Below are 14,058 nucleotides of genomic sequence, written 5' to 3' on the forward strand. Positions count from 1 at the left end.
TTCTTCAATAAAACTGTTTCATTGGCACGGCATTCCTTGCCGGTCCTTTTAAAAAGCCACCAATCCCGCTATCGCTCAAGCACGCAATGCATTTGGCAAAATGCAGAGACAAAAAAACGCCCCACGCGAAAAGAATCAAACGTGGGGCGATGCGTTATTACCGCGAGACGGTTCTGGAATTTTTGTGGGACAGATCTGATCAGACCGCAATCCCTTTGCGGCACTGCAATTGCGCGGTGCGCACACGGGAGAAGGCACGAGTCAAACGCAGCAGCATTTCGTCGATGTTCGCGTCGCTGACCGTAAGTGCGGGAGTGAAGCGCAGGCAGTCGGGTTGCGGGGCACTGAGCAGCAGGCCTTCGTAAAGAGCAGCATTGACCACGGCGATAGCCGAATCGTCCGACAGCGTCAGCCCCCAGAGCAGCCCTTGACCGCGCAATTCGCCGTGACCATAGCGATGGGACAAACGCCCCAGGCCTTCGCGCAGGTGTTGACCGGCGTCCCTGACATGTTCGAGAAAACCCTTGTCCTGCACGCTGTCGAGCACCGCCAGCCCGGCAGCTGACATCAAGGCATTGCCATGATGGGTACCGCTTGGTTCGCCCATTTCGAAACAGCAGGCCTTGCCCCGCGCCAGCAATGCAGCCAGCGGCACGCCACCACCCAAACTCTTGCCGAGGACGATGACATCTGCCCGAACACCGTAGGACTGTTCGGCGAGCAAGGTGCCGCAACGCCCTATACCGGTTTGCACCTCGTCGAGGATCAACAGAATGCCCAGCTCACGACACAGCCGTTCGACGCCCTTGAGGTAATGCTCGGTGGCCGGGATCACTCCCGCTTCGTTCTGAATCGGTTCAAGCATGATTGCCACGGTCCGGGCGTCGACCGCCGCGTGCAAGGCTGCAAGATCATTGAAGGGTACGTGGTGCAAATCCGACATCGTCCCGAAACTACGGCCATGCCAGCCTTTGCTGGCAACGATGATGCGCGAAGCACCACCGCGATAGCGTCGGCCCCATTTGCACGCGAGTTTGATCGCTGCTTCACAGGCTTCGCTGCCACTGTTGAGCAGGTACGCCTGATCACTACCCGTGGCGGTGCAGAGGCGCCCGGCAAGGTTGAGCATGCCGCGATTGTGCAGGGAAAAACCGGGATTGATCAGTGATTGAGCCTGTTGCGCAATCGCCTGGACCAGTACCGAAGGACTGTGCCCCAGACTATTGGCCCCGCCACCTTGGGTAAAATCCAGGTAAGCGCGGTCATCGCTGTCCCACAACCAGGAGCCCTGGCCTCGGACGAAAATTTGTTTCGGCTGCGCGATGCTGGGCATCAGGTATTCGCTGGAATGGTGGTGGTTGCTGGAGGGCTGGAAGGTGTCGAACGCCAGATCATCAAGACTCGGCGTGGTGCGCCGTAAATTGAACAGACTCATCCGGAAAAACCTCGATGGAGGTTTTTTGCCTTACCTATGGATATAACCTCGCTGCAAACGGTATTCATGGTGCGTTCTGGCCCTGCAAGCCTCGTGAATGCAGTTAGACTAGGCTTTGGCACGGCCTCGGGCTATTTCGATTTCTCAGCATTTTCGATAAGTATTTCCTATGGATTTCAAGCAACTGCGTTATTTCGTCGCGGTCTACGAAGAAGGCCATGTCGGCCGGGCCGCCGAGCGGCTTTCAATCTCCCAGCCCGCGTTGTCCCAGCAGATCCGCCACCTCGAACAGCACCTCGATGTGAGCCTGTTTGAACGCAGCAGCAAACGCCTGCTGCCCACGCTAGCTGCTCACACTTTGTACAACCACGCAGTGCCATTGCTGGACGGCATGCAGCGCGCACGCGAGGCGCTGGGCAACTTCAAGGGGCAAGCGCTGCGTACATTGGCGATTGGCGTGTTGCAGACGGTCCACACCAGCCTGGTCCCGCAGATGCTCGAACGGGTGCGCAAAGCCCAGCCGCATCTGGTGGTGCAGATCTACGAACTGACCGGGCTGGAAATCGAGCGACGCCTGCTTAACGGCTCGCTGGACATCGGCATCAGCTACCTGCCGCCGCGTCAGCCCGGGTTGCATGGCGTGATGCTGTATGAAGATGAACTGACCCTGGTCATCCCCGCCGATCACCCGTTGCGCGAATTCAAGAAAGTCTCCATGAGTCAGGCTGCCGAATTGCCGATGCTACTGCTGGGAGAAGAGTTCCAGGTGCGGCAAATCTGGCAAACACAACTGGCCAGCCTCGGAAGGCGTCCACAGGTCCAGGCTGAGTTGAATAACATGGCGGGGATTCTCGACAGCCTGCTGCACACCCAATTGGCGACAGTACTGCCCGGACGCTCGCAAAAGGCGCTCGGCAATAACGAACTGCTGTGGAAACCGCTGACCGAGCCGCGAGTGCCGCTGAAAGTCGGTCTGGTGTGTCGGGATGTACAGCGGCAGCAGGCCTCGCTGGCCTTATTGCGCACGTTGCTGGAGGACGTGATGAACGAGCCTGATGAACGCTTGAACCGCTCGAAAAACCTCGAAGGGCTGAGCTGATCACTTTTCTGCACTCAAAAGAAAACCCCGCCGAAGCGGGGCTTTGCAGACTGTTTCCCTGACATCCATTTCACTCCGCCGTCCTGGCAGAATCCTACGTGTCCGTGTTGTTGCTTTGCGCTTCCTGCGCGACGTCCATGTGAAGAAGATTAACTCTGGATCCAATCTTCGCCTATGGGAGAACAGCAGCACGTCATGTAAGAGATTGCTTACATGACGTCATATTTATCAGAACTGTGCAGCATCCAGCAGGAACAGCGATTCGCTACCGGCTTTCACCGATGCGCTCAACGAGTGAATGCGTGGCAACAGACGGGCGAAATAGAAACGCGCCGTGCCCAACTTGCTCGCATAGAAATCGTCCTGCGCTTCCTTGCCAAAAGCAGCCTTGGCCATCAGTGCCCACATGTAGGCGTAGGCGACGTAACCGAAGGTTTGCAGGTACTCGACCGAAGCAGCGCCGATTTCATTCGGGTTGTTTTTCGCGCGATCCAGCAACCAGGCGGTCAGTTCGTCGAGGGTCGTCACGGCATCGTTCAGCGGTTTGGTGAACTCCGCCAGATCGGCGCTGGCCGTTGCGGTGAAGTGACGGATCTCGTCAGCGAACAGGTTGTAGAACGCCCCGCCGGTGCCGACGATCTTGCGCCCGACCAGGTCCAGCGCCTGAATGCCGTTGGTGCCCTCGTAGATCTGGGTGATACGCACGTCGCGTACCAATTGCTCTTGGCCCCACTCACGGATGTAACCGTGGCCGCCGAACACTTGCTGGCCATGAACGGTGGTTTCCAGACCCAGGTCGGTCAGGAACGCCTTGGCCACCGGGGTCAACAAGGCCACCAGATCTTCAGCGCGCTTGCGGGTGGTCGCGTCTTCGCTGAACTTGGCGGTGTCCAGTTGCATCGCCACGTAAGTGGAAAATGCACGACCGCCTTCGTTCGAGGCTTTCATGGTCAACAGCATGCGACGCACGTCCGGATGGACGATGATCGGGTCTGCGACCTTGTCTTTGTTTTGAGCGCCGGTCGGCGAACGGCTTTGCAGGCGGTCGCGAGCGTACTCAACGGCGTTCTGATAAGAGCGCTCGCCAGTCGCCAGGCCCTGGATACCGACGCCCAGACGCTCGTAGTTCATCATGGTGAACATCGCCGCCAGGCCTTTATTCGGCTCGCCGACCAGGTAACCGACGGCTTCGTCGAAGTTCATCACACAGGTCGCGGATGCCTGGATGCCCATTTTGTGTTCGATCGAACCGCAGCTCAAAGGGTTGCGCGCGCCGAGGCTGCCGTCGGCATTAATCATGAACTTCGGCACCAGGAACAGCGAAATGCCTTTTGGACCCGCCGGCGCATCCGGCAGTTTGGCCAGCACCAAGTGGATGATGTTCTCGGTCAGATCGTGCTCGCCACCGGTGATGAAGATCTTGGTGCCGCTGACTTTGTAGGAACCGTCGGCCTGAGGTTCGGCCTTGGTGCGAATGATCCCGAGATCAGTACCAGCATGCGGCTCAGTCAGGCACATGGAACCGGCCCAGACGCCGGCGTACATGTTCGGCAGGTACGCGGCTTTCAGCTCTTCGCTGGCATGGGCGTTGATCGACAGGCAGGCGCCGGCCGTCAGCATCGGGTACAGACCAAACGACAGGCTGGCGGAATTGACCATTTCTTCGACCTGCGCCGAAACGGCCTTGGGCATGCCCATGCCGCCGTAAGTCGGATCACCACCGACGCCGACCCAGCCGCCTTCGGCATAAGTCTGATAAGCCTGTGGGAAACCTGCCGGCGTGGTGACGGCACCGTCTGTCCAATGGCAACCCTCTTCGTCAGCCGCACGGCTCAATGGCGCGATGCTTTTGCTGGTGACTTTGCCGGCTTCTTCAAGAATGGCTTCGACGGTTTCCGCATCGACGGTCTCAGCCAGCGCAGGCAGCTCGGCCCAGAGTTTGGCGACCTCGAAAACTTCATTGAGGACGAAGCGCATATCGCGCAGGGGCGCTTTGTAGTCAGCCATGGCAAACCTCGCAAGATCTAAACAGGTGATTCGTAGGAGTGGTGCTTTCGTTGGGTCCGAGTGTAACCCAACAACTTTTGCGACACATAGGGTCAGCCCATGACCATATTGTAATGTTTAGTCACCGACTATTCAGTCATTAAAAAACCCGCAATTACGCGGGTTCCCCCTTGTGACGGATTTTAAAGACTAAAGCGCAAACAACTCCGCCGGCAGCTTCATCAGGCAATCACTTCCCGCCTCGATGGCCGCCCGATGAGCGGCAGTGCGTGGCAGCAAACGCTTGAAGTAAAACTCGTTGGTCGCGAGCTTGCCCTGGCAATAATCGGCATCAGCGCTCCCCGCATCGAGTTGCGCCTGAGCCACCAGTGCCATGCGCAGCCACAGATAGCCGAGGATGATGTAACCGCTGTACATCAGGTAATCCACCGATGCCGCGCCGACTTCGTCGGCATTTTTCATCGCGGCCATGCCGACGTTGGTGGTCACCTCGCCCCACTGCTGATTCAGTGCGTTGAGCTGCGCCACATAGCTGGCAAGTTGCGGATGCTCGGCGTTCGCCGCGCAGAACTTGTGCACGATTTTGGTGAAGCCGCGCAGCAGCTTGCCCTGACTGCCGAGCACTTTGCGCCCGAGCAAGTCCAGCGCCTGAATGCCGTTGGTGCCTTCGTAGATTGGCGCAATCCGGCAATCGCGAACCAACTGCTCCATGCCCCACTCACGAATGAAACCGTGCCCGCCAAACACCTGCATGCCGTGATTGGTCACTTCCAGCCCGGTGTCGGTCATGAAGGCTTTGCAGATGGGTGTCAGGAAGGCCAGCAGGTCTTCGGCGTCCTGGCGTGCGGTTTCATCCGGACTCAGATGCACCACGTCCAGCAACTGCGCGGTGAAATAGGTCAGCGCTCGGTTGCCTTCGTTGAAGGCTTTCATGGTCAACAACATCCGGCGCACGTCAGGATGAACGATGATTGGGTCGGCGGCTTTCTCCGGCGCTTTCGGGCCGGTCAGCGAGCGCATTTGCAAGCGGTCGTTGGCGTATTTGATTGCGCCCTGAAAGCTTGCCTCACCCAGACACAACCCCTGCATCCCGGTGCCGAGGCGCGCGTGGTTCATCATAGTGAACATGCAGTTCAGGCCTTTGTTCAGTTCGCCGATCAAGAAACCTTTGGCACCATCGAAGTTCAGTACGCAGGTCGCCGAAGCCTTGATGCCCATTTTGTGTTCGATCGAACCGCAGGAAACGCCGTTGCGTTCGCCCGCCTCTCCCTCGGCATTGGGCAAGAACTTGGGCACGATAAACAGCGAAATGCCCCGGGTACCGGCCGGTGCGTCCGGCAGTTTCGCCAGCACCAGATGAATGATGTTGTCACTCATATCGTGCTCGCCGGCCGAGATAAAAATCTTGCTGCCGGAGATCGCGTAGCTGCCATCGGCTGAAGGCACGGCACGCGTTTTGATCATGCCCAGGTCGGTGCCGCAATGGGCTTCGGTCAAGCACATGGTGCCGGTCCATTGGCCCGCAGTGAGTTTGCTCAGATAGGTGTTTTTCTGTTCTTCGGTGCCGTGAGCGTGGATCGCCGACATCGCGCCGTGGGTCAGGCCCGGATACATGCCCCAGGACGTGTTGCTGGAGCCGACCATCTCGCCGATGACCAGTCCCAGCGAACTTGGCAAGCCCTGGCCGCCGTACGCCGGATCCGCCGCCAGACCATGCCAGCCGCCCTCGACGTATTGTGCGAAAGCCTGCTTGAAACCTGCAGGCGTTGTCACCACGCCATTGTCGAAATGGCAGCCCTCTTCGTCACCGCTGCGATTCAGCGGGGCCAAAACGTTCTCACAGAATTTCGCGCCTTCTTCGAGGATCGCGTTGACCATGTCCGGGCTGGCGTCGGTGGCGCCCAGCGCAGCGTAGTTGCTGTGGAAATCGAAGACGTGGTCGATCAGAAAGCGCATGTCGCGCAGGGGAGCTTTGTACTCAGGCATGGTCGTTTCTCCGTCAGCAGATGCTTCAAACCTACTGTCGCCCACCACGCCTCACAATCACAGTCCAAACGCTGAATGCGCCATCATCACTCAACCCGCAGCGGCGTCCATGCGCACCGCGCCACGGCGCGCCTGACCGAACGCCACCACGCAGTTTCGCCCGGCGCCTTTGGCGCTGTAGAGCGCTTCATCCGCTGACTTGAGGACCTTTTCGGGGGACCGTTGCTCCAGGCGTTCGGCGACACCGATGCTGACCGTAACCGACACACTGGATGCTCCCGTGCCCGAGCGACGCTGGCGACCTTGCTGATCGTCCCGAGGCCGGCTGTCCTGATTGCGCAGCTGAATATTGTAGGTGGCGATGGATTCGCGGATGACTTCCAGGTGTGGCATGCATTCTTCGAGCGTCTTGCCCGCGAACACCAGCGCAAATTCCTCACCTCCGTAGCGATACGCCCTACCGCCTCCGCCAATTTTCGACAGCTTGCTGGCGACCAGGCGCAACACCTGGTCACCGACATCATGACCGTGGGTGTCGTTGAATTTCTTGAAGTGATCGACGTCGCTCATGGCCAGCACGTAATTGCGCCCCAACCGCTGCATCCGTTCGTTCAAGGCGCGACGACCCGGCAGGCCGGTGAGTTCGTCGCGGAAGGCCATTTGATAGGCCTCGTGGGCGACCGCCGCGGCAATCATCAACATCACCTGACTGCACATGATGTTGAGAGTAAACGGAAGAATGAAGGTTTTCGGCAGCGCCCAGAACAACCCGAGCAAACCGACCAACTGAGCCGCATGCAGCGGTCGTGGGTTGCGCCAGTATTGCCAACACAACAGCAGGAACGAAGCGATGAACACCGGATAAGACAGCTGGATCAGGCTCATCCAGGCGCCATGCAACGCCGGCCAACGGATCTCCGACAACCACACCAACAAGGCCTGTGGGTAACTTTGCTCCAGCGCCAGCGCCACACTGCCAACGGCCAGCAACACAGCGAAGCGCGCCACCATGTCCTGAAACAGGTGTGTGCGTTCCTGCCAGGCGGCGAACACGCCAAACATCAGCGGCAGCAACAGGCAACACAAATGGAAGACCACGGCGGCGTCATCACGCACTTTGCCGTAGTCGCGGTAATAGTCGGTCTGGGTGTCGAGCAAAAAGTAGGCGATGTACACCGTGACCATCAGAAACAGCTCACGCTGACGTCGGTACACCGCGCAGTAAGCACCGCCGAGCAACAGCACCAGTGTTGGCAGTACGTTGAACAGCGAGGTGAAGAAAACGTTCAGTTCCTTGATGTAGGCAGCCGCAAGCCCCGCAAGTAAGAGCAGTAACGACGGTAGGAAATGGCTTAAACGCACAGCGGAAGAACGCGGCAAGGGTAAAGCTCCGTCCGTCATGACAAATAGATGGCATTGTGCCCACCTACTGTAACGGCAGAAACCCTGACTTGCTGAGCGTATTTGTCAGGTTTTTTTAGCCAGTCGTGTAAAGAAAAAAAACCGCCGCTCCCGGAGGAAGCGGCGGTTTTTTTGAAGGACCGCGTTAAGGCTTAGTAGCCCAGGTCGAAGTTCTCTTCTTTCATGTCCATAAGGTTGTTGGCGCCCGACAGCATGGTTACAACGTGAGTGCGGGTACGCGGCAGGATACGCTGGAAGTAGAAGCGCGCGGTCTGCAGCTTGGCGGTGTAGAACGCCTCTTCGGAGGTGCCGGCAGCCAGTTTCTCGGCCGCCAGACGCGCCATGTCAGCCCAGAAGTAGGCCAGGCAGGCGTAACCGGAGTACATCAGGTAGTCCACGGAGGCCGCACCGACTTCTTCGCGATCTTTCATGGCGGCCATACCGACCTTCATGGTCAGCTCGCCCCATTCTTTGTTCAGTGCCGCCAACGGTGCGACGAACTCTTGAACGGCTTCGTTGCCTTCGTTGGTCTGGCAGAACTTGTGGACGATCTTGGTGAAGCCTTTCAGGGCTTCGCCTTGGGTCATCAGCACTTTACGGCCCAGCAGGTCGAGCGCCTGGATACCGGTGGTGCCTTCGTACAGCATCGAAATGCGGCTGTCGCGAACGTTCTGCTCCATGCCCCACTCAGCGATGAAGCCGTGGCCGCCGTAGATTTGCACGCCATGGTTGGCGGATTCAAAACCGACTTCAGTCATGAACGCTTTAGCGATTGGCGTCATGAAGGCCAGCAGTGCGTCGGCTTTCTTCTTCTCTTCTTCGTCCACGCCGTACTTGACGATGTCGACTTGCTTGGCAGTGAAGTAAACCATTGCACGGTTGCCTTCGGCGAATGCCTTCATGGTCAACAGCATGCGACGTACATCTGGGTGAACGATGATCGGGTCAGCGGCTTTTTCCGGCGCTTTCGGGCCTGTCAGCGAACGCATTTGCAAGCGATCACGAGCGTACTTCAGGCCACCCTGGAAGCCGATCTCGGCGTGAGCCAGACCTTGCAGCGCGGTGCCCAGACGTGCGGTGTTCATAAAGGTGAACATGCAGTTCAGGCCTTTGTTCGCCGGGCCGATCAGGAAACCGGTGGCCGCGTCGAAGTTCATCACGCAAGTGGCGTTACCGTGGATGCCCATCTTGTGTTCCAGGGAACCACAGCTCACAGCGTTGCGTGCGCCGATCGAACCGTCCGCGTTCGGCATGAATTTCGGCACGATGAACAGCGAAATGCCTTTGGTGCCAGCCGGTGCATCCGGCAGGCGGGCCAGTACGATGTGGACGATGTTGTCGGCCATGTCGTGTTCGCCGGCCGAAATGAAGATCTTGGTGCCGGAGACTTTGTAGGAACCGTCGGCCTGAGGCTCAGCCTTGGTGCGCAACATGCCCAGGTCGGTGCCGCAGTGCGGTTCGGTCAGGCACATGGTGCCGGTCCACTCACCGGAAACCAGTTTGGTCAGATAAGCCTCTTGCTGCTCAGGCGTACCGTGCTCGGAAATGGTGTTCATCGCGCCATGGGACAGGCCTGGGTACATGCCCCACGACCAGTTGGCTTCGCCAACCATTTCACTGACAGCCAGACCCAGGGACTCCGGCAGGCCTTGGCCACCGTGCTCTACGTCGTGAGCCAGGCTTGGCCAGCCGCCTTCAACGAATTGCTTGTAGGCTTCTTTGAAACCAGTCGGGGTTTTAACGCCGGACTCGCTCCAGGTGCAGCCTTCGGTGTCACCCACGCGGTTCAGCGGGGCCAGTACCTGCTCACAAAACTTGGCGCCTTCCTCAAGAATGGCGTCAACCATGTCCGGAGTTGCGTCCGCACAAGCCGGAAGGCTCTGATAGTGCGCTTCGTAGCCGAGCAGTTCGTCACGAACGAAGCGAATATCACGCAAGGGGGCCTTGTAGTCAGGCATAGCGAAAAACCTCTGCTGATGTAACCGGGAATGAACGACCGCGTTGATTTGTTGTGGCGGTCAAACAGTTGTTTGAAACATACGTTTACGCCCAAATCTTGTCAAGCATCGATCTTTAGCCGTTTGTCATCACATCGTTGATCTACCAGACACGCAGCAGCGCACCACCGCTGAACAAGCCAGGCGCTGTGTAGAAAAGATTAGTTGAGGGAGAAGGACTTACGCAGAAAACGCTGCGAACTGTCGCAGCGTCGAGTGAACAATTCAGCGAGGGATCAAGCGAATGTGTCGATCAACGTTCCGAGCATTTCATCCGAAGCCTTGGCCACTTTGGCACCCGCTTCAACCTGAAATTTACCTTGGGCCATGTCGATTACATTGCTGGCCAGGTCGGATTGCTGACTGCGGTCAACCGAACGCAGACGATCCACCTGAGCCTCGGAAGACTGGCTGGCCACTGAACGTTCGACGGTGATATTGGCGATCTGCCCGGACGCTTGATCAACGCGGTTCTGCCCTGCCTGAATAGTGCTCAGACCAGCATAAAAAGCGGTGTTTCCTGAGATTTCCATGGGGAGACGTCGTCCTGCAAAGGATCAATAGCGGTCATTGAATCAGACATGATGGCAAAATGCCCGACAAAAACACTAATGGCACAGTGCTTTGCCATAGCTAAAACCTAGTCAAGCAAATCCAGCTGCAAATGCTCCGCCACGGATTCTGCCGTGACCGATTTGAGTTTCGGTACTCGCCCGAGGCATGGCGCGGGGATACGTTCGGCGAGAGTCGCAAGATTCTCTTCCAGGCGCGAAGTCTTGGGATCAATGATATTGGCTACCCAACCTGCCAACAGTAGTCCATCCCGGGCAATCGCCTCGGCCGTCAACAGCGCATGATTGATGCAGCCCAACCGCACACCGACCACCAAGATCACCGGCAAACCCAACGCCATCGCCAGGTCAGACAGATTGGCCTGATCCGCCAACGGCACGCGCCAGCCGCCCGCCCCTTCGATCAAGGTGAAATCCGCCTGCAAATCGAGAATCTCGCGCATGGGCGTCAACAGCGACAGCACCGTCAATGCCACGCCGGCCTCCCGCGCGGCCAGGTGCGGGGCGATGGCCGGCTCGAACGCGACCGGGTTGACCTGTGCATACGTCAACGGCAATGAGCACTCGGCCAACAGCGCCAACGCATCGGCGTTACGCAACCCCTTGGGCGTCACATCGCAGCCAGAGGCCACCGGTTTTCCCGCCGCCGTACTCAAGCCCGCCGACCGCGCGGCATGCAACAAACCGGCGGCAACGGTGGTCTTGCCGACGTCAGTGTCAGTACCGGTGATGAAATAGGCTGCGCTCATATAGGTTTCTCCAACACGGCGTAAACCACTTGGTAAGTCGCTGGCAATCCTTGGGCCTGACGAAATTGCTCATAAGCCTCGATCAAGCCAACGATCCGCGCCCGCCCCGTCAAACCACCCGGTCGTCCAGGGTTCAAGTTGTGCGCACCCAATGCCTTGAGTTCATGAGTCAGACTACGCACATCCGGGTAATGCAACACGTGAGGACGCGTTTGCAAGCTGACCGTTTTCAAGCCACTGGTCGCACACAGTTGCTGATAAACACCCAACTCGCGGAAGCGGTTGACGTGCACCATGCCATCCACCTGACGCCAACTGTCACGCAGCTCAAACAACGTCCCTGCACACAGACTAGCAAACGCGAAAATCCCGCCCGGTTTCAGCACCCTATACGCCTCATTGAGCACTGACTCAAAATCCGCACACCATTGCACGGCAAGGCTGGAGAAGATCAAATCGCAGGTCGAACCCTGCAGCGGCAACCGCTCCGCATCACCCGCGATGAAATGGCTGGCACCACCCAATGGCCGGGCGTGATTGAGCATGCCTTCGGCGATATCGAGGGCGACACCGTGACCGGTCGGAAACCGCTCACCCAGCGCGCGACTGAAATATCCGGTGCCGCAGCCCAGGTCCAGCCAGCGACTCGGGACAAAATCATCCGGCAAACGACTCAACAACTGACTGCCAACGTCACGCTGCAACTCGGCCACGCTATCGTAGCTCGCCGCCGCGCGAGAAAAGGAGGCTGCCACCTGGCGCTTGTCGGGCAAACCGCCAGGCAGGCTGGGAAGGGATAAATCAGTCATCACCGGACTCGTGCAAAAAGGCCTGAATCGCCCCCGCCACACCGTGGGGGTCTTCCAGAAGAAACGCGTGACTGGCCTGTTCAATCAGACCAATTTCGACATCTGGCAGCAACGCCAGCAAGTCCCCTGCCGCTTCGGCCGGGACCAGGCCGTCGAGGCCTGCGAATAGATGTAATTGCGGACCGCGGAACGCCTGCAAAGCTTGGCGAGTGTCCAGTTGTGCAAGAACTTCCAGACCACTCATCAACGCCGCGGCAGAAGTCTGTGGCGCACCGCCAAGCAATAGCCGCGACAACCCGCGAGGGTCTTGCGCGCCTTGGGCACACAACAGCGAAAACCGTTTCAACGTCATGCGTGGATCTGCCTTGCAGCCGGCCAGAAACGCATCGAACGTCTCGGCGGGCATCGCGTTCGGCCATTGCTCATGAGCGACAAAAGCGGCACTGCTCGCCAGGGTCAGCAAGCCGCAACAACGATCACCCCGACGCGCCGCCAATTCGGCCGCCAGCATGCCGCCCAAGGACCAGCCACCAAGCCAGGCATCCTGCGGCACTGTCGAATCAAGTTCATCGAGCCATTCTTGAAGATCGCTCGATTCCAGTTCCGGCAACGGCTCAATCTCGACTCGCAGGTGTTCATCCAGCCCCTGCAATGCTGCCGCCAAAGGTTCCAGCGGCGAAATGCCGAGGCCCCAACCGGGCAACAGAATCAGTCGGTCACGCATGGCTTGGCTCCGATTTCAGTTGTGCGAAACAATCGGCCAATCCATTTAACAACAGTTGCACCTGCGCCTCGCTGTGAGCGGCGGTCAGGGTCACCCGCAAACGGGCGCTGCCGGCCGGCACGGTCGGCGGACGGATCGCAGTCACCATCAGCCCACGCTCGCGCAGCATCTGCGACAGTCGAACCGCACGCCCGGCATCGCCGATCATGATCGGCTGTATTGGAGTGAAGCTGTCCATCAGCTCCAGCCCAATCTGCTCGGCGCCTTGGCGGAATTGGCGGATCAAGATCTTCAGATGCTCACGTCGCCAGTGTTCGGTGCGCAGCAGTTCCAGGCTTTTCAGCGTCGCACAAGCCAGCGCCGGTGGCTGGCTGGTGGTGTAAATGTAGGGGCGGGCGAACTGGATCAGGCTTTCGATCAACTCTTCGCTGCCAGCGACAAAGGCTCCGGCTGTACCGAAAGCCTTGCCCAGCGTTCCGACCAAAACCGGCACGTCTTCCTGACTCAGGCCGAAATGCTCGACGATCCCGCCGCCATTGGCACCCAGCGGGCCAAAGCCGTGAGCGTCATCGACCATCAGCCACGCGCCTTTGGCCTTTGCTTCGCGCGCCAGCGCCGGCAGGTCGGCAATGTCGCCGTCCATGCTGAACACGCCGTCGGTGACCACCAGCGTATTACCGGTGGCTTTCTCCAGGCGCTTGGCCAGACTCACCGCGTCGTTGTGCAGATAGCGATTGAAGCGTGCGCCGGACAGCAAACCGGCATCGAGTAGCGAGGCGTGATTGAGCCGGTCTTCCAGCACCGTATCGCCCTGCCCGATCAACGCCGTGACCGCGCCGAGATTGGCCATGTAACCGGTGGTGAACAACAACGCACGCGGACGACCAGTCAGATCCGCCAAGGCTTCTTCCAGCGCGTGATGGGGCGTGCTGTGGCCGATGACCAAGTGCGACGCCCCACCACCCACGCCCCAACGAGCAGCGCCGGCGCGCCAGGCTTCGATCACTTGCGGGTGATTGGCCAGGCCCAGGTAATCGTTGTTACAGAACGCCAGCAACGGCTGGCCATCGACCACCACTTCCGGGCCTTGAGGGCTGTCGAGCAGCGGGCGCTGGCGGTAGAGATTTTCGGCACGACGGGCAGCAAGGCGTGCGGCGAGATCGAAAGACATGCAGGCCTCGCGAGTGGGAATGGGGTACCGCCCCTGTAGGAGCAAAGCTTGCTCGCGATAGGATCGCCGCAGTCATTCAGACAGACCGAGGTGTTTTCATCGCGGGCA

General features: G+C 58.9%; 11 protein-coding genes. 1 reads left to right on the top strand and 10 read right to left on the bottom strand.

Going from position 1 to position 14,058, the window contains the following annotated elements; genetic code table 11:
• Positions 1-199: 199 nt before the first annotated feature.
• Entirely contained in the window at positions 200-1,435 is a 1,236-nt protein-coding gene (locus ACWGZX_RS11680; protein ID WP_452628392.1) for an aspartate aminotransferase family protein, read from the bottom strand.
• Between the two features lie 169 nt (positions 1,436-1,604).
• Here ACWGZX_RS11680 and ACWGZX_RS11685 point away from each other — a divergent pair, with 169 nt between their 5' ends.
• Positions 1,605-2,534: a LysR family transcriptional regulator gene (locus ACWGZX_RS11685; RefSeq protein ID WP_452628393.1), complete on the top strand. Its 930-nt coding sequence runs from the start codon at positions 1,605-1,607 to the stop codon at positions 2,532-2,534.
• Between the two features lie 228 nt (positions 2,535-2,762).
• Here the strand turns inward: ACWGZX_RS11685 and ACWGZX_RS11690 are convergent, their stop codons facing one another.
• The 9 genes from ACWGZX_RS11690 to bioF all read right to left on the bottom strand — a co-directional run bounded on the left by ACWGZX_RS11690 (position 2,763) and on the right by bioF (position 13,950).
• Positions 2,763-4,541 (bottom strand): acyl-CoA dehydrogenase C-terminal domain-containing protein, encoded by a 1,779-nt coding sequence (locus tag ACWGZX_RS11690; RefSeq protein WP_452628394.1) that lies wholly within the window; start codon positions 4,539-4,541, stop codon positions 2,763-2,765.
• Positions 4,542-4,730: 189 nt separating this feature from the next.
• Positions 4,731-6,527 carry an acyl-CoA dehydrogenase C-terminal domain-containing protein gene (locus ACWGZX_RS11695; protein ID WP_452628395.1) on the bottom strand — a complete coding sequence of 599 codons (1,797 nt, stop codon included), beginning with the start codon at positions 6,525-6,527 and terminating at the stop codon, positions 4,731-4,733.
• Between the two features lie 90 nt (positions 6,528-6,617).
• Entirely contained in the window at positions 6,618-7,907 is a 1,290-nt protein-coding gene (locus ACWGZX_RS11700; RefSeq protein WP_452628396.1) for a GGDEF domain-containing protein, read from the bottom strand.
• Positions 7,908-8,080: 173 nt separating this feature from the next.
• A complete protein-coding gene (locus ACWGZX_RS11705; RefSeq protein WP_452628397.1) occupies positions 8,081-9,886 on the bottom strand; it encodes a phenylacyl-CoA dehydrogenase in 1,806 nt (601 codons plus the stop codon).
• Between the two features lie 275 nt (positions 9,887-10,161).
• The gene (locus ACWGZX_RS11710; RefSeq protein WP_452628398.1) at positions 10,162-10,458 is read right to left on the bottom strand and encodes a pyrroloquinoline quinone biosynthesis protein PqqE; all 297 of its coding nucleotides are present in this window, start codon (positions 10,456-10,458) and stop codon (positions 10,162-10,164) included.
• Between the two features lie 107 nt (positions 10,459-10,565).
• Positions 10,566-11,246, bottom strand: coding sequence for a dethiobiotin synthase (gene bioD, locus ACWGZX_RS11715; RefSeq protein ID WP_452628399.1), 681 nt, complete (start codon positions 11,244-11,246; stop codon positions 10,566-10,568).
• The gene (bioC, locus tag ACWGZX_RS11720; RefSeq protein ID WP_452628400.1) at positions 11,243-12,055 is read right to left on the bottom strand and encodes a malonyl-ACP O-methyltransferase BioC; all 813 of its coding nucleotides are present in this window, start codon (positions 12,053-12,055) and stop codon (positions 11,243-11,245) included. Before bioC ends, bioD begins: the two co-directional genes overlap by 4 nt.
• On the bottom strand, positions 12,048-12,779 hold the full coding sequence (locus ACWGZX_RS11725; protein WP_452628401.1) for an alpha/beta fold hydrolase: 732 nt from the start codon (positions 12,777-12,779) through the stop codon (positions 12,048-12,050). Before ACWGZX_RS11725 ends, bioC begins: the two co-directional genes overlap by 8 nt.
• The gene (gene bioF / locus ACWGZX_RS11730) at positions 12,772-13,950 is read right to left on the bottom strand and encodes an 8-amino-7-oxononanoate synthase (protein ID WP_452628402.1); all 1,179 of its coding nucleotides are present in this window, start codon (positions 13,948-13,950) and stop codon (positions 12,772-12,774) included. Before bioF ends, ACWGZX_RS11725 begins: the two co-directional genes overlap by 8 nt.
• Positions 13,951-14,058 lie beyond the last annotated feature (108 nt).

The organism is Pseudomonas sp. CLCA07 (genome assembly GCF_053615335.1).